Origin of the sequence: Agrobacterium sp. ST15.13.013, assembly GCF_027956525.1 — a bacterium.
Classification (GTDB): domain Bacteria; phylum Pseudomonadota; class Alphaproteobacteria; order Rhizobiales; family Rhizobiaceae; genus Agrobacterium; species Agrobacterium salinitolerans.
On record NZ_JAQKGP010000003.1, the window covers coordinates 1 to 16,070 of the forward strand.

At 57.5% G+C, this 16,070-nt stretch carries 18 protein-coding genes; 10 read left to right on the plus strand and 8 right to left on the minus strand.

Annotated features, from left to right (window positions below):
- Positions 1-412: 412 nt before the first annotated feature.
- The gene (locus PL597_RS03645) at positions 413-616 is read right to left on the minus strand and encodes a helix-turn-helix transcriptional regulator (protein WP_006313338.1); all 204 of its coding nucleotides are present in this window, start codon (positions 614-616) and stop codon (positions 413-415) included.
- Between the two features lie 83 nt (positions 617-699).
- Positions 700-1,326, minus strand: coding sequence for a hypothetical protein (locus tag PL597_RS03650; protein ID WP_271364616.1), 627 nt, complete (start codon positions 1,324-1,326; stop codon positions 700-702).
- A gap of 313 nt (positions 1,327-1,639) precedes the next feature.
- Between PL597_RS03650 and aqpZ the strand changes: the two genes are divergently transcribed.
- Together aqpZ and PL597_RS03660 are read left to right on the plus strand one after the other, a co-directional pair.
- Positions 1,640-2,365 (plus strand): aquaporin Z, encoded by a 726-nt coding sequence (aqpZ, locus tag PL597_RS03655; RefSeq protein ID WP_271364617.1) that lies wholly within the window; start codon positions 1,640-1,642, stop codon positions 2,363-2,365.
- Between the two features lie 52 nt (positions 2,366-2,417).
- On the plus strand, positions 2,418-2,711 hold the full coding sequence (locus PL597_RS03660; protein WP_162520452.1) for a hypothetical protein: 294 nt from the start codon (positions 2,418-2,420) through the stop codon (positions 2,709-2,711).
- A 205-nt stretch (positions 2,712-2,916) separates the two neighbouring features.
- Here the strand turns inward: PL597_RS03660 and PL597_RS03665 are convergent, their stop codons facing one another.
- Positions 2,917-4,848, minus strand: a complete 1,932-nt coding sequence (locus tag PL597_RS03665) for a glycosyltransferase family 2 protein (protein WP_271364618.1) — start codon at positions 4,846-4,848, stop codon at positions 2,917-2,919.
- 170 nt (positions 4,849-5,018) lie between these two features.
- Here PL597_RS03665 and PL597_RS03670 point away from each other — a divergent pair, with 170 nt between their 5' ends.
- Entirely contained in the window at positions 5,019-5,780 is a 762-nt protein-coding gene (locus PL597_RS03670) for a transporter substrate-binding domain-containing protein (protein ID WP_077985426.1), read from the plus strand.
- 37 nt (positions 5,781-5,817) lie between these two features.
- Here PL597_RS03670 and uppX read toward each other — a convergent pair whose 3' ends face one another.
- On the minus strand, positions 5,818-7,110 hold the full coding sequence (gene uppX, locus PL597_RS03675; RefSeq protein ID WP_271364619.1) for a Wzx-type polysaccharide biosynthesis protein UppX: 1,293 nt from the start codon (positions 7,108-7,110) through the stop codon (positions 5,818-5,820).
- Between the two features lie 288 nt (positions 7,111-7,398).
- Here uppX and uppY point away from each other — a divergent pair, with 288 nt between their 5' ends.
- Positions 7,399-8,694: a Wzy-type polysaccharide biosynthesis protein UppY gene (gene uppY / locus PL597_RS03680; RefSeq protein ID WP_142912692.1), complete on the plus strand. Its 1,296-nt coding sequence runs from the start codon at positions 7,399-7,401 to the stop codon at positions 8,692-8,694.
- Positions 8,695-8,720: 26 nt separating this feature from the next.
- A complete protein-coding gene (locus PL597_RS03685) occupies positions 8,721-9,473 on the plus strand; it encodes a polysaccharide deacetylase family protein (RefSeq protein WP_271364620.1) in 753 nt (250 codons plus the stop codon).
- Positions 9,474-9,498: 25 nt separating this feature from the next.
- On the opposite strand, the gene PL597_RS03690 is transcribed toward PL597_RS03685, so the two are convergent.
- Complete coding sequence (locus PL597_RS03690) at positions 9,499-10,149, minus strand: S24 family peptidase (RefSeq protein ID WP_059759480.1); 651 nt, start codon at positions 10,147-10,149, stop codon at positions 9,499-9,501.
- A gap of 111 nt (positions 10,150-10,260) precedes the next feature.
- A complete protein-coding gene (locus tag PL597_RS03695) occupies positions 10,261-10,911 on the minus strand; it encodes a response regulator (RefSeq protein ID WP_137409734.1) in 651 nt (216 codons plus the stop codon).
- Positions 10,912-11,153: 242 nt separating this feature from the next.
- Between PL597_RS03695 and PL597_RS03700 the strand changes: the two genes are divergently transcribed.
- Together PL597_RS03700 and PL597_RS03705 are read left to right on the plus strand one after the other, a co-directional pair.
- Positions 11,154-11,507 (plus strand): DUF952 domain-containing protein, encoded by a 354-nt coding sequence (locus PL597_RS03700; protein ID WP_271364621.1) that lies wholly within the window; start codon positions 11,154-11,156, stop codon positions 11,505-11,507.
- Positions 11,507-12,598: a quinone-dependent dihydroorotate dehydrogenase gene (locus PL597_RS03705; protein WP_271364622.1), complete on the plus strand. Its 1,092-nt coding sequence runs from the start codon at positions 11,507-11,509 to the stop codon at positions 12,596-12,598. Before PL597_RS03700 ends, PL597_RS03705 begins: the two co-directional genes overlap by 1 nt.
- 124 nt (positions 12,599-12,722) lie before the next feature.
- Here PL597_RS03705 and PL597_RS03710 read toward each other — a convergent pair whose 3' ends face one another.
- Positions 12,723-13,220 (minus strand): CAP domain-containing protein, encoded by a 498-nt coding sequence (locus PL597_RS03710; protein WP_077985380.1) that lies wholly within the window; start codon positions 13,218-13,220, stop codon positions 12,723-12,725.
- Position 13,221: 1 nt separating this feature from the next.
- Entirely contained in the window at positions 13,222-13,488 is a 267-nt protein-coding gene (locus tag PL597_RS03715) for a DUF6460 domain-containing protein (protein WP_003493739.1), read from the minus strand.
- A gap of 166 nt (positions 13,489-13,654) precedes the next feature.
- On the opposite strand from PL597_RS03715, the gene PL597_RS03720 reads away from it, so the two are divergent.
- From PL597_RS03720 to PL597_RS03730, 3 genes are all read left to right on the plus strand, one after another.
- Positions 13,655-14,596 carry a class I SAM-dependent DNA methyltransferase gene (locus tag PL597_RS03720; protein ID WP_271364623.1) on the plus strand — a complete coding sequence of 314 codons (942 nt, stop codon included), beginning with the start codon at positions 13,655-13,657 and terminating at the stop codon, positions 14,594-14,596.
- Between the two features lie 134 nt (positions 14,597-14,730).
- A complete protein-coding gene (locus PL597_RS03725; protein WP_035236585.1) occupies positions 14,731-15,342 on the plus strand; it encodes a YitT family protein in 612 nt (203 codons plus the stop codon).
- A gap of 71 nt (positions 15,343-15,413) precedes the next feature.
- Entirely contained in the window at positions 15,414-16,055 is a 642-nt protein-coding gene (locus PL597_RS03730) for a YitT family protein (protein WP_077985381.1), read from the plus strand.
- The last annotated feature ends 15 nt before the right edge of the window (positions 16,056-16,070 follow it).

A 16,070-nucleotide genomic window follows, 5' to 3' on the forward strand; every position in this document is an offset into this window, starting at 1 on the left:
ACTTCAACGCGCTGGCACCAATGATGGTGGCGGCATAATCGAGGCGGAAATCCACTTAGAAAAACGCCCGAAACTGTTCAGACAAACCGAGCCACCTCTTTCTGCGCTTTAACGAGGGCCGAAAGACGGTGAGTGAATGTTGGCGGTGGTGGGGCGTCGTGCTTCAGTGCTAGTCGAGGATTAATTCCCAAGATCTGGACCCGTTTAGATCCCGCTGTTTCAAATGCAGGTAATTTATGCATCTGACCGCTGCCTAAACTACGCCCAAAAAAACTTGTTGATGAGCTCGTCCAGATGTGGCGTTGCGGTGAGCGTTTAGCTGCTTCAAAACTTGATAAACCTTTGTTCCGTACCTTTGCATTCAACTGCTCAGAAGGTGGCGGGATCGGTCGGCGAGAAGGATCCTTCTCCATTACTTATTCTCCTCGAAGCTTTTCAAAAGCGCGAGTATATCTGTTGCTTTCCATGCCGATACACGTGCAGATATTTTCACTGGGCGAGGGTATTCGCCTGAACGAACTTTGGCATAAAACGATGATTTACTGAGAGGTATCGGACCACCGGGCGCCAGAATATCTTTGAGGCGTAATAGGTGTTTCTCTTTCAAGTGTTCCATGACGTTACCCTTTCGGTTGTGAACGTCACGTACTAATAATCATCTTTTTGCGCTGCTCAACAAAGTTGTGCCGCGTTAATTCCTTATTTTTTTGCCTTTTTTTGCAGTGGATTTTGCTTTGCTCTCTTTAGAGCGGTCGCAACCGAAGACCGTTGGATATTATGGTCTATGCCATACAGCAAGCGGTACAAAAACTCAGCGTGCTCAGATGCAAAGGCATTTTCGCCGCGTTCCCCAAGAGCAAAGTCAACAGAGAATACGAATTTCGTTCCGGTGATGTGTTCAAACTCTTTCACGATCTGAGCGGCCGCCCTAGCTATGAGCGGATCATTGGATCGCCGTCCCACTGGCGGTTGATGAATCTCTGCAGATTTGAACTGGGAGATCATCGCATTAAGATCAACGATCAATCGATCTATAATTTCCCGGTTTAAGTTTCTTAGACGCGGATATTTTGAAGAGACTTCCTCGAGCATCTTGATTGTTTTATTCATCAGGTTGGCTGCTTGATCGATGTCGTTGCTGTTTGGATCCTTAAAAAATGGCTGCTGGGTTTGAGCTTCTTTATAGCCAAGCCATATTTCTGAGAATGCCTTGATGAACTGTTGCCGCGAGTGCGGTGATGAAAACGCTTTGCGTATCGCCTTATTTTCACCCATTGGTTGGAACGCGGCCTCAAAAATCTCCTCACCTTTTGTATCTGCTTCCAACAATAGCACTTTGCTTTACCTTCGATGGGCCCGGAGCGTTTTATTATGTCTCCCAGTGCCATCCAGTGCAATAAAATCCGATATCGATAACGGTAAATAATACGGTATGATTCATGGATTGAAGAAAAAAATGACTATTTCTAATGGGAATATCATGGGAATTCGATTCCCTTCACCCGCTCCAATTCCACCCCAGCAAATAATAGGCCTCTTGCCGCCGTTACATTCGCGGACCGAGCGAATATGTGATTTAGCTTGACTACAATTAAATTGCACGTAATAGTTGATGTGGTCGTAACATAGGGGAAGTGTTATGAGTCGCAAACTTCTTTCGGAATTTCTGGGAACCTTTTGGCTCGTGTTCGGGGGATGCGGCAGTGCGGTTTTTGCCGCAGCCTTTCCAGAGCTCGGCATCGGCTTCCTTGGCGTCGCTTTCGCTTTCGGTCTGACGGTTCTGACCATGGCCTATGCGGTAGGCGGCATTTCGGGCGGTCACTTCAATCCGGCCGTTTCAGTCGGCCTCACCGTTGCGGGTAAATTCCCGGCGGCGAGCCTCTTGCCTTACATCGTGGTGCAGGTTCTGGGGGCGATCGTCGCAGCTGCGGCGCTTTATGCCATCTTCACCGGCAAGGCGGGGGCTGACATTGGCGGTTTTGCCGCCAATGGTTATGGCGAACACTCGCCGGGCGGATATTCTCTCGTATCGGCGCTGCTGATCGAAGTCATCCTGACTGCGTTTTTCGTGATCGTTATTTTGGGTTCGACACATGGCAGGGTTCCGGTCGGCTTCGCGCCGATCGCCATCGGTCTTGCCCTTACCCTTATTCATCTGATTTCCATTCCGGTCACCAACACATCTGTCAATCCGGCCCGCTCCACGGGACAGGCATTGTTCGTTGGCGGATGGGCGCTGCAGCAGCTCTGGCTGTTCTGGCTTGCTCCGATCCTCGGCGGCGCCATCGGAGCCGCGATCTGGAAAATCTTCGGCGAGGAAGAGAAGGCCGGCCATGCCGGTTCGGTTCAACCTGCCCAGACATGAATAAGAGGCTTTGTTTCCTCGAATGGTCGGGGAAACGACTGAGGAGGATGACATGGATCTTGCTTCGATATTGGCCCAGATCGTCGGCGGTGCGGTAGGTGGCACGGCGGGCGGAAAGATAGTGAAGGACTCCGATCTTGGTTCGCTCGGCAATCTGATTGCAGGCGCCATCGGCGGACTCGGCGGCGGAACTGTGCTCGGTTCGCTGCTCGGCGCGGCGGGAGACGCGGCAGCCGGTGGCGTGGATATCGGCGCTCTCGCCGGCCAGCTGGTTGGCGGCGGTGTCGGCGGTCTGATCGTGCAGATCATCGTCGGCCTGATTAAGAACAAGCTCGTTGCCAAGTAGAGCGGTTCGGTCGCCTTCAAGATGAAATGAAGGACCTTGCCGAAGGAGGAGCTTTGTTCGGCAAGGAACGGCTCGCGTTATCGATGACGGCGGTAACGTAAGGCCTGAGGCGGCTTTGCTGGCAGCGGCAATGTGATAGGAGCCATGAGCCGCCGTTACTCGAAACAAGTATCTCGATTGTTTTGGTTCTCTCGAAGATTCCGGATCATGAGGTATTTTTGACGGCTGGCGCGTGTGGCGTCTTGTTCCATGCAAAGGGTTTGGTCTTGAGTTCCACCACGGCCCGCCAGGCCGCGATGGACAGCATCAGCCAATATGCGGGCATTGCCAGCCACCGCCTTCCGACATGCCGTCTTTCATAGACGATCATTCTGCTGCGGCCCATCAGGACGAAGATCGTGTAGCTTCCGACGATATTCAGCACATCGATAAAAAACAGAAGACCCTGCCAGGAGAGCAACAGGTCGGCGCCATTTTCCCGAAGAGCGATGGTCATGAATGCCAGCGAAACGAAGAGCAGGGGGTGCGCCAACGACGACAGAAGCATGCCTCCGATCAGCAGTTGAAAGACCACATAGGCAAACCATCCCATGCCGCGCGCGGTCGGAAAGGGCGCACGGGTCATCACCAGCCAGCTTTGCAGCCAGCCCTTGTACCAGCGTGTTCGCTGGTTCAGCCACACGGATAGTGAGGTCGGCGCATCCTCCAGCGTCTGTCGCCGGATAACGCCGCAACGATAACCCAGCCGATGCAGCCGGAGGCCGAGATCGGCGTCTTCCGTTACATTATAGGGGTCCCAGGCGCCAGCCTTCCGCAGCACGGCGGTCCGGAAATGATTGGAGGTGCCGCCAAGCGGCAGCGGCAAGCCATGTGCGGCAAGGGCAGGTAAGATGCAGCGGAAGAGGGCGGAATATTCCAATGCGAAACACGCGCTGAGCCAGGAGAAAGAAGCATTGCTGATGATAAGCGGGGCCTGCAGGCAGGCTAGCTCGTCGGGTTGGTTGCGGAAGGCGCTATAGGCTTCGCGCAATTGCTGCGGATGGGGCCGGTCCTCGGCGTCATAGATGACAACGAATGCGCCGCGTGCGCCGGAAAGCGCGTAAGTCAGGGCCTTTGGTTTGGTGCGCGGTAAGGAGGGCGGCACCCTTACAACCTCTATATGCAGCCCGGGATTCATCCGCTGGATCGCCTCAATTGTCGCACCGTCGTCTGCCTCGCAGACAAGCTTTATGTCCAGTCGGGATTTGGGCCAGTCCAGACGCTCCAATGCGCCGATGAGCTGCCCGACGACGTCCTCCTCCCGGTAAAGCGCCACCAGAACAGTATAGACAGGCAATTGGCTTTCCTGCCGAAGAGGCAAGGTGGCGTCCTTTTCCATGGATAGATGGAAGAGCGCGAACAGCCTGAAAAGCAGGGTCAAGAGGTAAAGCATCGTCAGGGTGGCATGCAGGTACGTAAATGCCGCTTCCGTATAAAACACCAGCGACAGAATAAGCAGGGTAAGGAGAACGCCGCTGCAAAAACCCTGCTCGCCGTGAAGCGTGATCCTGGCGGAATGGTGTGGCGCCGTGTTGAAAAGCAGCTGTTGGGTTTCCGCCAAGCGACGGGTCTCGCCCGCTTTCCAGATTGCGCCGCGCATGGCCTGCGGGGTTGTCACGGCAAAATCGTCGAGAAGACGCGGGCGCTGATCCAGCATGTTTTTCAGCGACGCCATCCGCGCCAGTTCCGGCACAATCAGCAGCGTTGGCGTGCCGTTCAGCGGTGTCAGCCGCAGGAACCTTGGTTCGGAGAGCTGAGTGTCCAGCCCGTTCGAGTCCGTCACGCGATCCGGGCCGATTTCCGGGAGAAACGGCAACCGCAGGAATCTGGCGAAAGCGCCGAAATAGGCATCCGCCGTGACGAGACCGCTTGCCAGCAATTCGTCCTCCAAAGTTGAGCCATTTTCCAGAGCCCGCTGTTCGAATGCCTCGATATAGGGTCTGCCCAATCCCAGCGAAGAGAGAAAGCGGACCTGTCCAGTCTGGTCCTGTTCGGAAGCGGTTGGGAGTGGATTTTCACTGGCGTGGGAAAATGCAATTTTTCGTGTCGCCGGCGCCATGCGAAACGAATCTCGTGTATATTGCCTAAAATAATCCATGCATCGCCGCCGCCGTCATGGTAACGCCCAACTTCCTGCCACGGATAGTATAGATGAGAATGACGAATGTAACGCGGAATATAAGTTTCGGATTTACTTTAGCTTTCGCTTTACAATTTACTGGTTTTTTTAGCGATGTGCGTGCAGAAGGCCTGTCGGACGGGAACCGGATGCCGGTGCTTTTCGATGCGCAGGAGCGGTTTCCGGGCGGCGATCTTTCTTCCGTTCCCCGCATCAGATTTCTGATGTCGGTCGATTTCCCGCCCTTCAATTTTACCGATCAGGAAGGCCGGCTTGCGGGTTTCCATGTCGATCTGGTGCGTGAAATCTGCGCTCAGTTGAAGGTCGAAAGCAAATGCCAGGTGCAGGCGCTGCCATTTGACGAGTTGGAGGCGGCTTTGGAATTGGGCGAGGGCGAAGCTGTGATTTCCGGCCTCGCCACCACCGCCGACCTGCGCAAGAGTTTTACCTTCTCGCGGCCCTATCTCCTGATGCCCGCCCGTCTTGCGGTGAACAAGGCGGCGAAATTCACCGGCTCCGGTGCTGATGCGCTTTCGGGAAAGAAGGTGGGTGTGGTTGCCGGCTCGCGGCACGAACAGATGCTGAAGGCTTTCTTTCCAAAGGCCGCGGCTGAAGGCTTCGACGGCTACGAACCCATGTATGACGCGGTGAAGAAAGGCAAGGTAGACGCCATTTTCGCCGACGGTCTGCGTCTGCCTTTCTGGGTTTCCGGAAGCGCGTCCGAAGGCTGCTGCGCTCTCTACGGCGGTCCCTACATGTCCGACAGGTTTCTCGGTGAAGGCCTGTCCATCATGACCGTCGATCCCGACAACGTGCTTGTTCCGGCTTTCGATCAGGCGCTGGCGGCCCTTTCCCGTAACGGCCGGCTGGAAGAAATCTACCGGCGTTATTTCCCTTATGGGCTCTATTAGGGAGAGCCGGCCACCAGATCGGCTCCTATGCCAGCTCTTATTTGGCTGGCGCGAAAACCTCTTCATTGCGGCGCAGGCGCAGAAGCGCGATCCACACGGCGGCGGCGATGGCGGTTTCCACCATGAAATAGCTGCCGATCGTTCCCGAAATGCTGAAGGACCATGTGAAGAAGGCGACGACGACGGAGCCGATGAGGTTGCCGCTGTTCCAGATCTTCGCGCGAATATCCTGCCGTCCGGATGCGCCGAGCGCCTCGAGCGCGGTGGCGGCAACAGCCATGGGCAGAACCGCCCAGCAAAGCACGCGGGTGATGATGGGCAGCGAAACATATTCATCGCCGAACAAAAGCGGCAGGAATGGCGCGATGATGAAAATGACGAACGCGCTGCCGGTCGCGATGAAAAGCGCGGCCTTCAGCACGTTATAGGCGCGCTCTATGGTCTTGCTGATGCCCTGCAGGGCGGCGGAAGCCGAGCCGGGATAGATCAGCCGGTTGAGGGCCTCGACGGAGAGATAGGAACTGTCGAGAATGCGCCGGGCGATGGAATAGCTGCCCAGCACCTCGGCGCTGGCAATGGCGCCGAGAACGAGAATATCGGCATTGCCGCGCACGGCCTTGAACAGGAACTGGGTGGAAAACAGGATGCCGATGCGGATTTCCTCGCGCACGATGCGGAACACCGGGCTGCCGAGTCTCGCTATTGCCTTGACCGAGATCATGGCCGCAATGGTGTGGGCCGCAAGGTTCCACAGCGCCCAGGCTTCTACGGTCTCTACCTTGAAGATGAGGCAGGCGACCACCGCGGCAAAGGTTCGGGCGACGGCAAACATCACTTCCAGCTTGTTGGCGGAGGCGAAGTCTGAATGGGCGATGAAGCTCTGCGTGGAAAGCGAGATGACTTTCAGGAGGACGAGGTTCGTGAACAGAATCAGGAAGGTGGTGATCAGCGTGTGCAGCAATGTTTCCGAGGTCGGGAAAAATACCGGGATCGTCACCATGCCGACGATCGTCAGCACGACGCCTGTCGCGGCGCTCAAGAGATAGCTGTGGCCGAGCATGACGGGAAACATGCTGCGATCCTGCGCGACGCGGCGGATCAGCGATTCCTGCGAGCCGATGCCGCAGATCTGGACGCCGAGATTGGTGACGGCCGTGATGGAGGCGTATAGCGCGAATTGTTCGACGCCGAGATGGCGGGCAAGCAGCGCGAAGGTCAGAAGCTGGGCGGCGCTGGACATGAGGAGCGCCCCGCCGGACGCCATGTAGGTCAATCCCAGTCTGACTAGATGGCCGAGCCGCGGCGTATTGAACGACACCTCATTCTCCATGTTTTCCGGCATTGCCGGACGAATTCAAAAATGGCTGTGCTGCTTTTTTGGAATTCAGCGAACTGAAAAAGCCGCAACTGGCCAATAATGTGAAAGTCCGCGATCCGTATGAATGGCAGTTTATCCTGTCTTATCCCTCTTGAGGTAAGAGAGGGTTAAAGCAATTGCATAATAATGACGATAATGACTGTTTATGGTTATTTGGACATGGCCCTGTATCAGAAGGGTTTCGTTCTTCGTCACAAGGCAGGCCAATGATCCGACGATCCATTTCCGATGCAGGCGACCATGCCGCGTTTGGCTGATCCGCAGCCCGTCTCTGCGCAAGGCGGCGCCATATCCTTTACCGGCAGCCGGCGCGACGCGTTTTTTTTCGTCGCCACCATGCTCTATATCTGGATTTCCGTCGCGCCTTTCGAAAATCTAGCAGTACCGCCCGTGCCGCACGCCGCCGCAAACCAGCTGACCGGCCTCGTGATTGCATTGATCCTCGGCGTTTTTGCGCTGCGCCACCGGCTGACGGGGCTTCTGCTGCGGCCGCGGCTGCCCATTCTGCTGTTGTTCTTCTGGCTGGCCATATGCTCGGTGGTTGGAACCCAGCCCGGCACGTCGCTGCAACGCCTGATCTTCACGGCGCTCCTATGCTTCATCACCAGCGTCCTTGTCGTCATGCCGCGCGACCGGCGGCAGTTCGACCGGATGATGGCCATCTTCGCCATCATTCTCTTGGCGCTGTGTTATCTGGGTGTGATCTTCCTCAGCTCGCGCTCGATCCATCAGCCCTATGATCTCGATGAAAAAGCGTTGGCGGGTGACTGGCGCGGTATCTTCAATCACAAGAATGCCGCCGCTCCGGCCATGATCATTCTCTTCATGATCGGGCTTTACCTGCGCAACGCCTGGTCGACGCTGGGCGGCCTGGCCATCACGCTGCTTTCAGGGTTCTTCCTCTGGAAGACCAACGGAAAAACCGCGGCCATGCTGCTGCCCGTCACCGTAGCGCTGATCTGGATCATGGAAAGACATGCCCACCGCACTCTACTGATGATTGGCGGTCTTCTGGCCTTCATCAACATATCCGCGGTCGGCTCCACCTATTTCCCGAGCATACAAAATTTTGTCGAAAGTCTGGGCATCGATTCCACCTTCACCGGGCGGACAGACATCTGGCGGCTATCCTTCGACACTTTCGCGCAATCGCCGATCTTCGGTCAGGGGTTTCAGGCCTTCTGGATGAGTGACCGGCTCCTGTCGCAGGCCGATATCGCCGGCACCTGGGCGGTCTCAGCCTTCCATGCCCATAATGGTTATGTCGAAAGCTTGCTGAACGGCGGCTTGCCTGCCTTCATTCTCACCGTCATCTGGCTGGTCATTATACCGGCGAATGATTTCCGCACGGCGGTGGACAAGGGCGCGGATTCGGGCCTGACCCGACTTTTTGCGAGAATTTGGGTGTATGCGCTACTTTCTTCGTGTCTAGAGAGTAATTTCTTTACCGGAACCGGGCCTATCTGGTCTTCTCTTCTGATTGCAATCTATTGTTTGAGGCATCAGGCTTACGACATACTCGAAGAGGGACAGTAATTTGCAGACAGGCCGGGGGGCTTTGTATGACGCAAAAAATCGGGACTTTTAGAGACCGGATCAATAACCGGCTGGTGCGCTATTTCCCCGGACCGGCGGTGCGGATCGAAACGTCCGAGCCGATCGTGTCCTTCACATTCGACGATGTGCCGGCGAGCGCTTGGACAAAGGGCGCCCGTATTCTGGAAGACGAGGGTGCTCGCGGGACGTTTTACATCGCGGGCACTTTCATCGACAGGTACGACGAACAGCAGGAGATGATTTCCACAAAAGGCTGTTTGGAACTGGCGGCGGCCGGTCACGAGCTTGCCTGTCACACCTTTTCTCATCGCAAACTGTCGAGTTTTTCACGGCGCGGGCTTGAAGAGGATTTCGACCGCAACGAAAGGGTGCTCGGATCGTTCGATGGAAGCCGTCACGGGCGGAATTTCTCAATTCCTTTCGGCATGGCCTCGCCGCTCATGCAGCCCCTGTTGCGTCGACGGTTCAAGACCGCCCGCGGCATTATGCCGGGGATCAATCGCGGCAGCGTCGATCCGCATAATCTCGCCGCCGTTGAATTGCGGCCGGACCCGCATTATCTGGATGCTGCCGACAGATGGCTCGAAGATGTTCTGGAAAAGGGTGGCTGGCTCGTCATCTTCACCCATGATGTTTCACTGAAACCGACTTTTTACGGTTGCCCGAAAGACAGGCTTCAGGCTCTCATCCGCAGGGCATCTTCCGGTGGTGCGAAGATCATGACTGTCGAAGCAGCGGTCAGAACGCTCGGCCTGTAGACCGATATCGCCGGCAATTGCCGGCCTATTGGCTGGCCCAGATGATGCGGGCGATCCATTCCACGTCCGCCATGTCGAAGCTGCGGTTGGGATGTTCCGGGTTGAGCGAAAGAAGCTCGATGTTTTTGGGGCTTTGCCGCGCCAGCACCTTGGCCATCACTTCGCCGTCGCGGCTTTTCAGCACCACGCGGTCACCGCGCCGCACCTGTGCGCCGGGTTCCACGATGAGGATGTCGCCGTCGCGGTAGAGCGGCATCATGCTCTCGCCCTGCACCTCCAGCGCATAGACGCCCTGCTTGCGCTCGGGAGAGGAGGGGAACTCCACCACATCCCAGCCCTGACCCGCCGGAAAACCGCCATCGTCGAAAAAACCGCCGGAGCCTGCCTGCGCAAAACCGAGCAGGGGAATGGCATTGTCGGCACCGGAAGGCTGCATGGCCTGCGCCCTGCCGAAAGCATAACCGAAAAACTGGTCGACACTTGCCCCGGTCGCTTCCAGCACCTTGGAGACGGATTCCGTCGAAGGCCAGCGTTTGCGGCCATCCGGCCCGAAGCGTTTCGATTTATTGAACGAGGTGGGATCGAGGCCGGCGCGCTTCGCCAATGCCGAAGGCGTTAGCTGGTGGCGTTCGGCAAGCGTATCGATGGCGCTCCAGATCGTCTCGTGTGACAGCATGATAGAAAGCCCGCAAGTGGAGCCGATAGCGGAAAGCTCCTGTCCTTTACTGACCGGAATCTAGACCATATCCGGTCAGGAGTAAAGCAAGGAAAGGAATAAAATCCTTTTCTACGCCACCATGGCCGATGTATTTATCTTGGCGAGCTGGATCACCGCCTGGGTGCGGCTGTCGACCTTGAGCTTCAGCAGGATGGCGGAGACATGCGCCTTGATGGTGGCTTCGGAAACATTGAGCTCGTAGGCGATCTGCTTGTTCAGCAACCCTTCGGCCAGCATGCCCAGAACCCGGCTTTGCTGTGGCGTCAGCGTTCTGAGCCGGCCGATCAGATCGGCCACGTCAGGATCCTGTTCCTTGTCGCCCTGATGGCCCGACGGTATCCAGACATCGCCTTCCAGAACCGCGCGGATGCCGTCCCTGATATCGTCGATACCCGAGGATTTGGAAATGAAGCCGGAAGCACCGAGTTCGATGGAGCGGCGCACGGTGGTCGCATCGTCCGTTGCCGAAACGATGACGATCGGCAGGCTGGAGAATTCCGCCCGGAGCGCCATCAGGCCTGAAAATCCGCTGACCCCCGGCATGGCGAGGTCGAGAAGCATGAGGTCGGCGTCGTTGCGCGCTGCGGCTGCACTGCGGGCGGCCTCGAAATCCCCGGCTTCAATAATGCTCTGTTGCCCGTCGAGGCCGGATACGGCCTGTTTCAGAGCACCGCGAAAAAGCGGGTGGTCATCTGCTATGATAATGACAAGTTCCGACATTCTGGCCCCCTCCCAAGGGCGTTATGCGGTTCTTTTTCTGATACTAGCTCACTCCCGTTTGCCGATGGTCGAAACACATCCGGCTCCTCCGCCAAAGGTTGCGCCAATCGGTCCCGCATTACAAGGAAAAGCTTGTGGACAGGCGGTCTTTCAGGCTCTCCGCAATAAAATGCCGTGGAAACTGTGGACAATCTTCCAGCTTTGCGGCAAATCCCGCTGAGTGGAAAGCCTTGGAGAGCCCTATGCAGGAAACGCCCGCGATCATCTATAAAATCGTGCCGGAGACATTATGGAGCGCGGCCAAGGCGAAGGGCGTCTTCGAAGGTGCGGCCATCGACCTGACTGACGGCTTCATTCATTTTTCAACGGCGAAACAGGCGGCAGAGACCGCCGCGCGGCATTTTTCCGGCCAGGTCGATCTGCTTCTGATCGCCGTCGACGGCGCGGCCCTCGGCGACAAGCTGGTCTATGAACCCTCCAGAGGCGGCGATCTTTTCCCGCATCTTTATGCGCATCTTCCCTTGACCGCCGTGCTTTGGGAAACGCCGCTTTCGCTCGGTCACGACGGCCAGCACCAGTTTCCGGAGATTTTGTGATGAGCGGATTATTTTCCTCGGTCGGCCGCAGGGGCCTGTTTCTGGTCGATCCGGAAAAGGCCCATGGCCTGTCCATTGCGGCGCTGAAAAGCGGCTTCCTGCCCACCTGCATGGTGCCGCATGACCCGCGTCTGCAGCAGACGGTAGCTGGCCTCGTCTTCCCCAATCCGCTCGGCATGGCGGCGGGTTACGACAAGAATGCGGAAGTGCCGGGGCCGCTCCTCAAGCTCGGTTTCGGCTTTACCGAAATCGGCACCGTCACGCCCAAGGCGCAATCCGGCAATCCCAGGCCGCGCATCTTCCGTCTGGTCGAGGACGAAGGTGTCATCAATCGCCTCGGCTTCAACAATGAAGGCCACGCCGCTGCGCTGGAGCGCCTGAAGCAGGCAAAGCTGCGCGGCATCGTCGGTGTCAATATCGGCGCCAACAAGGATAGCGAAGACCGCATCGCCGATTATGTGCAGGGCATCGAAGCGTTTTATTCGGTGGCATCCTATTTCACCGTCAATATTTCCTCGCCCAACACGCCCGGCCTGCGCGATCTTCAGGCCCGCGAAAGCCTTGCCGCGCTTCTCGCCGCCGTGCTGGAACGCCGAAAAGTGGAAGCCGAACGCTTCGGCAAACGCATCCCGGTCTTCCTCAAGATCGCGCCGGATCTCACCGAAGAGGGGCTGGACGATGTCGCCGAAGAGGCGCTCGCTCATGATCTCGATGGCTTGATCGTTTCGAACACCACGCTTTCCCGAGAAGGCCTGAGGCCGGGCCCGCACAAGGGCGAGGCAGGCGGTCTCTCGGGCAAGCCGCTCTTCGAGCTTTCGACCACGGTTCTCGCCAAGATGCGCCGTCGCGTCGGCGGCAACCTGCCGATCATCGGCGTCGGCGGTGTGTCATCGGCGGAGACCGCTTTGGAAAAGGTGAGGGCAGGGGCCGATCTCGTGCAGCTCTATTCCTGCATGGTCTATGAAGGCCCCGGCCTGCCCTCGGCCATCGTCAAGGGCTTGTCGAAGCTGGTCGCCCGCGAGGGCGTACAGTCCATTCGCGACTTGCGTGATAGCGCGGTGGACCGCTGGGCGGATCGCAAGCTCGGTTGAGAGCGGATCTGGACGGTTGAGGTAGCGCTTCCTCAGGAGGTTCTCCTTCCTCATCCCTGTGACATCCTCGGGCTTGTTCCGGGGAACAGGAATGAGGGAAGATGGTGGTTCCCGCCGCTTTGCTTCAGGCGCAGAGCACCATCGCCCAATAGGGCCGGTTGCGGCTGGCCGTATCATAGGCGACCGCGACGCCGAGGCCGTTATAAGGCCCAAGCATGTTTTCAAGGTGATGTTGTGAGCCGATCCAGGCCTTGACCACCCGCTCGACGCTGTCCTGCCCGGCGGCCACGTTCTCCGCTGCCGGAAGCGGCACATTGCCTTCCTTCATGCGAACCAGGAAACTGTCGGTCAGGCCGATAAGATGCGCCATTTTCTGCGCCTTGACCATGCGGCCGGCCTGATAGGCGGCGGCACCGCTTGCCGCGCCATTGATGGCAAGCGGCGAAAGCCCCTTGGATCGGCGCAGATCGTTGACCATGGGAAGCGCCGCGGCCGTCTCGTCACGGGTGCCGGAGGGGATGCCCTTGTTGGTGGGCATGGACACGCAGGCGGAAAGAACGGAGCCGGCGGAAAGCAGCACGAAACCGCGCCGGGTAAGCGTGTGAAGCGAAGTATCGGTCATGTCAGCGGCGGTAGCTCAGGAGGCGCAGGATGATGAAAACCGGAATGACGATCGTTGCCCCGAGGATCAGATAGTCGCCGATTGCGCCCAGCGCATGGAAACCGCTGCGCCACAGGTCGACAACGAAATCGCGCGCGCCGTAAATGATGTTCCATGGCGTCAATCCGAAGATAGCCATCAGAAAGCCGACGAGCAATGAAACCACCAGCAGTTTCACCACGGTACGGGCCACCGTGTCACCCAGCATTTTGTTGACCTCACCGGCCATCAGCACGTCTCCTATTTTATCCTGACATATAAAGCACGACGCTTCGATGCAAGTTTCGGCGACTATATCGCGTCATATTCGTCAATTCCACGCAGGCCCATGAAATAGGACTTGAGTTTTTTTGTGGCTTGATAAATGACAGCCGACATCTTCTCAGGAATCTTGAATGGCCCCAAACCAGTTTTCTTCCGGTGACGTCATTGCCGACCGCCGGGCTGACTATGCTCGCATGCTGGCGGAGAGCGGTGACTATCCCGCCGCCGCCGAACTCATGGAGCAGGCGCTTGAACTTGCGCCACAGTGGACGGCGGGCTGGTTTCGCTTCGGGGAATATCACGAAAAAGCGGGCGAAACTGAAAAAGCCGTGGCGGCTTACGGGAAAGTCGCTGAACTGGACGCCGAAGGACTGTTTGCAGCCGAGTTGAAACTCGCGGTTCTCGGCGCCGCCGAAACGCCGGAGCAACCGCCCAGCCGCTATGTGGAAGGGCTGTTCGACGATTACGCCGACCGTTTCGAAACTTCGCTCGTGGAAAAGCTGGATTACAGCGTGCCGCAAAAGCTGGCGAAACTGATCGGCAAGGCGGCGAAAGGCGGCGTCTTCGATACCATTGTCGATATTGGCTGCGGCACCGGTCTCCTTGGCGTTGAAATCCGCACTTTCGCAAACCGGCTGGAAGGTTTCGATATTTCCCAGAACATGCTTGCCAAGGCGGAGGAAAAGGGGCTTTACGATCATCTCGACCAGGCCGATCTTTCGCTGGAGCCGGAGGCCTCGGGGCTCTTCACATCCACGCTCGCGCAGCACCGTGCCGACCTCGTCGCCGCCGCCGATGTGATGATGTATCTCGGCAGTCTCGAGGCTGTCATGCCGCTCGTTTCCGCCCTGCTTGCGCCTTCAGGCTTTTTCGCCTTTTCGGTGGAGGATGCGGGGGAGGAAGACGGTTTCGTGCTTCGGGAATCCCTTCGTTACGCCCATTCTAAAAGCTACGTGACCGAGCTTCTTGAGCGGGCCGGCTTTTCCCTCATCGAAATCCGCAAAACCACCATTCGCAAGGATGCCGGAAAACCCCTTTCCGGCATTCTTTTTCTTGCCCGTGCCAAAGCCTGAACATTCCGTTTCTTGCCATTTTCGCGATAGGTCAGGCTTCCTTACGTATCCATCTTGCTCAGATGTTTTTTGCAGTGCAAAATATGCCTGAAGCTGAGGAAAAAAGCGTGAGCAGAACGAGAAGCGTTTACGGCATGTGGAGTTCCGATCCGGCCAAACATGCGCCGGTGGAGGACGTGCAGGGCATCGTCACCGGCGCCATCGTCTCGGCGCTCGGCTTTTATCTTCTGAACAAGGTCGGCCTTCTGACCGGCGGCACCGCCGGCGTCGCCTTTCTCCTGCATTATGCTTTCGGCATCAGCTTCGGCCTCCTGTTCTTCCTCGTCAATCTGCCGTTCTATTACCTGTCGTTCCGCCGCCTCGGTCTTGCCTTTTCCTTCAAGACCTTCATCGCCATCGGCCTTGTTTCTGTGCTGACGGAAGTGGAAGCCCGCTGGATGGTGATCGATAGCATCAATCCGCTCTGGGCGGCGCTGCTCGGCGGCCTGCTGCTAGGTTATGGATTGCTGGCGCTCTATCGCCACCGCGCCAGCCTTGGCGGTATCGGCATTCTCGCCATCTATATTCAGGATCGCTTCGGCATTCGCGCCGGTCTCATCCAGCTCGCCTTCGATGCCTTCGTGATGCTTTGCGCCTTCCTCGTCATCGATCCGGCGACCGTCGTTTATTCGATTGTCGGCGCGTTTGTCCTCAACATGTTTCTGGCCATCAATCACCGCTCGGATAGATACATCGTCGTGCGTTGAGCAAAGGTGGTTGAAATCCGGAGCACTTCAGCGCAATAGCTCGGTAGAGACCAAAATTCGGGGAAAAGTGCATGGATGATACGAGCGCACGCAGGCGACTGAACCTTTGGGCCTCCGCGCCGGATCGTCATTCATTGCTGGAGGACGCGCAGGGCGTTCTCGCGGGCAGCATGCTGGTTTCGCTCGGCGTCACGCTGTTTTCCGCTGCCGGCCTTTTGACGGGCGGCACGGTCGGTCTGGCGTTTCTCGTGCATTACGGCGCAGATCTCAGCTTCGGTACGGTCTTCTTCCTCGTCAATCTGCCGTTTTATTATCTCGCCTTCCGTCGCCTCGGCCTTGCATTCACGGTCAAGACCTTCTGCGCCATCGCCATGACGGCGCTGCTTTCCGAATATATGCCGGGCTTCTTTGCCTTTGAGAGCATCAACCCGATTGCCGCGGCACTTTTCGGCGGGTTGACGGTGGCGGCCGGCATGCTGGCGCTGTTCCGGCACCGCACCAGCCTCGGCGGCTTCGGCATCCTGGCGCTCTATCTTCAGGATCGCTTCGGCTGGCGCGCCGGCCTCGTGCAGCTCGCCTTTGACGGCATGGTTCTCGCCTGCTCCTTCTTCGTTGCGACGCCTTTCGTTATCCTTTGTTCCATTCTCGGCGCGCTGGTCATGAACCTCACGCTCGCCGTCAACCACAGAAATGACCGCTACATCGCCATGTAGCGGTCGTTCGAGGCG

Coding starts and splice junctions, on each gene's coding strand:
- PL597_RS03645 (WP_006313338.1), bottom strand. CDS start 616: ATGGAACACTTGAAAGAGAAACACCTATTACGCCTCAAAGATATTCTG.
- aqpZ (WP_271364617.1), top strand. CDS start 1,640: ATGAGTCGCAAACTTCTTTCGGAATTTCTGGGAACCTTTTGGCTCGTG.
- PL597_RS03660 (WP_162520452.1), top strand. CDS start 2,418: ATGGATCTTGCTTCGATATTGGCCCAGATCGTCGGCGGTGCGGTAGGT.
- PL597_RS03665 (WP_271364618.1), bottom strand. CDS start 4,848: ATGGATTATTTTAGGCAATATACACGAGATTCGTTTCGCATGGCGCCG.
- PL597_RS03670 (WP_077985426.1), top strand. CDS start 5,019: ATGCCGGTGCTTTTCGATGCGCAGGAGCGGTTTCCGGGCGGCGATCTT.
- uppX (WP_271364619.1), bottom strand. CDS start 7,110: ATGGAGAATGAGGTGTCGTTCAATACGCCGCGGCTCGGCCATCTAGTC.
- uppY (WP_142912692.1), top strand. CDS start 7,399: ATGCCGCGTTTGGCTGATCCGCAGCCCGTCTCTGCGCAAGGCGGCGCC.
- PL597_RS03685 (WP_271364620.1), top strand. CDS start 8,721: ATGACGCAAAAAATCGGGACTTTTAGAGACCGGATCAATAACCGGCTG.
- PL597_RS03690 (WP_059759480.1), bottom strand. CDS start 10,149: ATGCTGTCACACGAGACGATCTGGAGCGCCATCGATACGCTTGCCGAA.
- PL597_RS03695 (WP_137409734.1), bottom strand. CDS start 10,911: ATGTCGGAACTTGTCATTATCATAGCAGATGACCACCCGCTTTTTCGC.
- PL597_RS03700 (WP_271364621.1), top strand. CDS start 11,154: ATGCAGGAAACGCCCGCGATCATCTATAAAATCGTGCCGGAGACATTA.
- PL597_RS03705 (WP_271364622.1), top strand. CDS start 11,507: ATGAGCGGATTATTTTCCTCGGTCGGCCGCAGGGGCCTGTTTCTGGTC.
- PL597_RS03710 (WP_077985380.1), bottom strand. CDS start 13,220: ATGACCGATACTTCGCTTCACACGCTTACCCGGCGCGGTTTCGTGCTG.
- PL597_RS03715 (WP_003493739.1), bottom strand. CDS start 13,488: ATGGCCGGTGAGGTCAACAAAATGCTGGGTGACACGGTGGCCCGTACC.
- PL597_RS03720 (WP_271364623.1), top strand. CDS start 13,655: ATGGCCCCAAACCAGTTTTCTTCCGGTGACGTCATTGCCGACCGCCGG.
- PL597_RS03725 (WP_035236585.1), top strand. CDS start 14,731: ATGTGGAGTTCCGATCCGGCCAAACATGCGCCGGTGGAGGACGTGCAG.
- PL597_RS03730 (WP_077985381.1), top strand. CDS start 15,414: ATGGATGATACGAGCGCACGCAGGCGACTGAACCTTTGGGCCTCCGCG.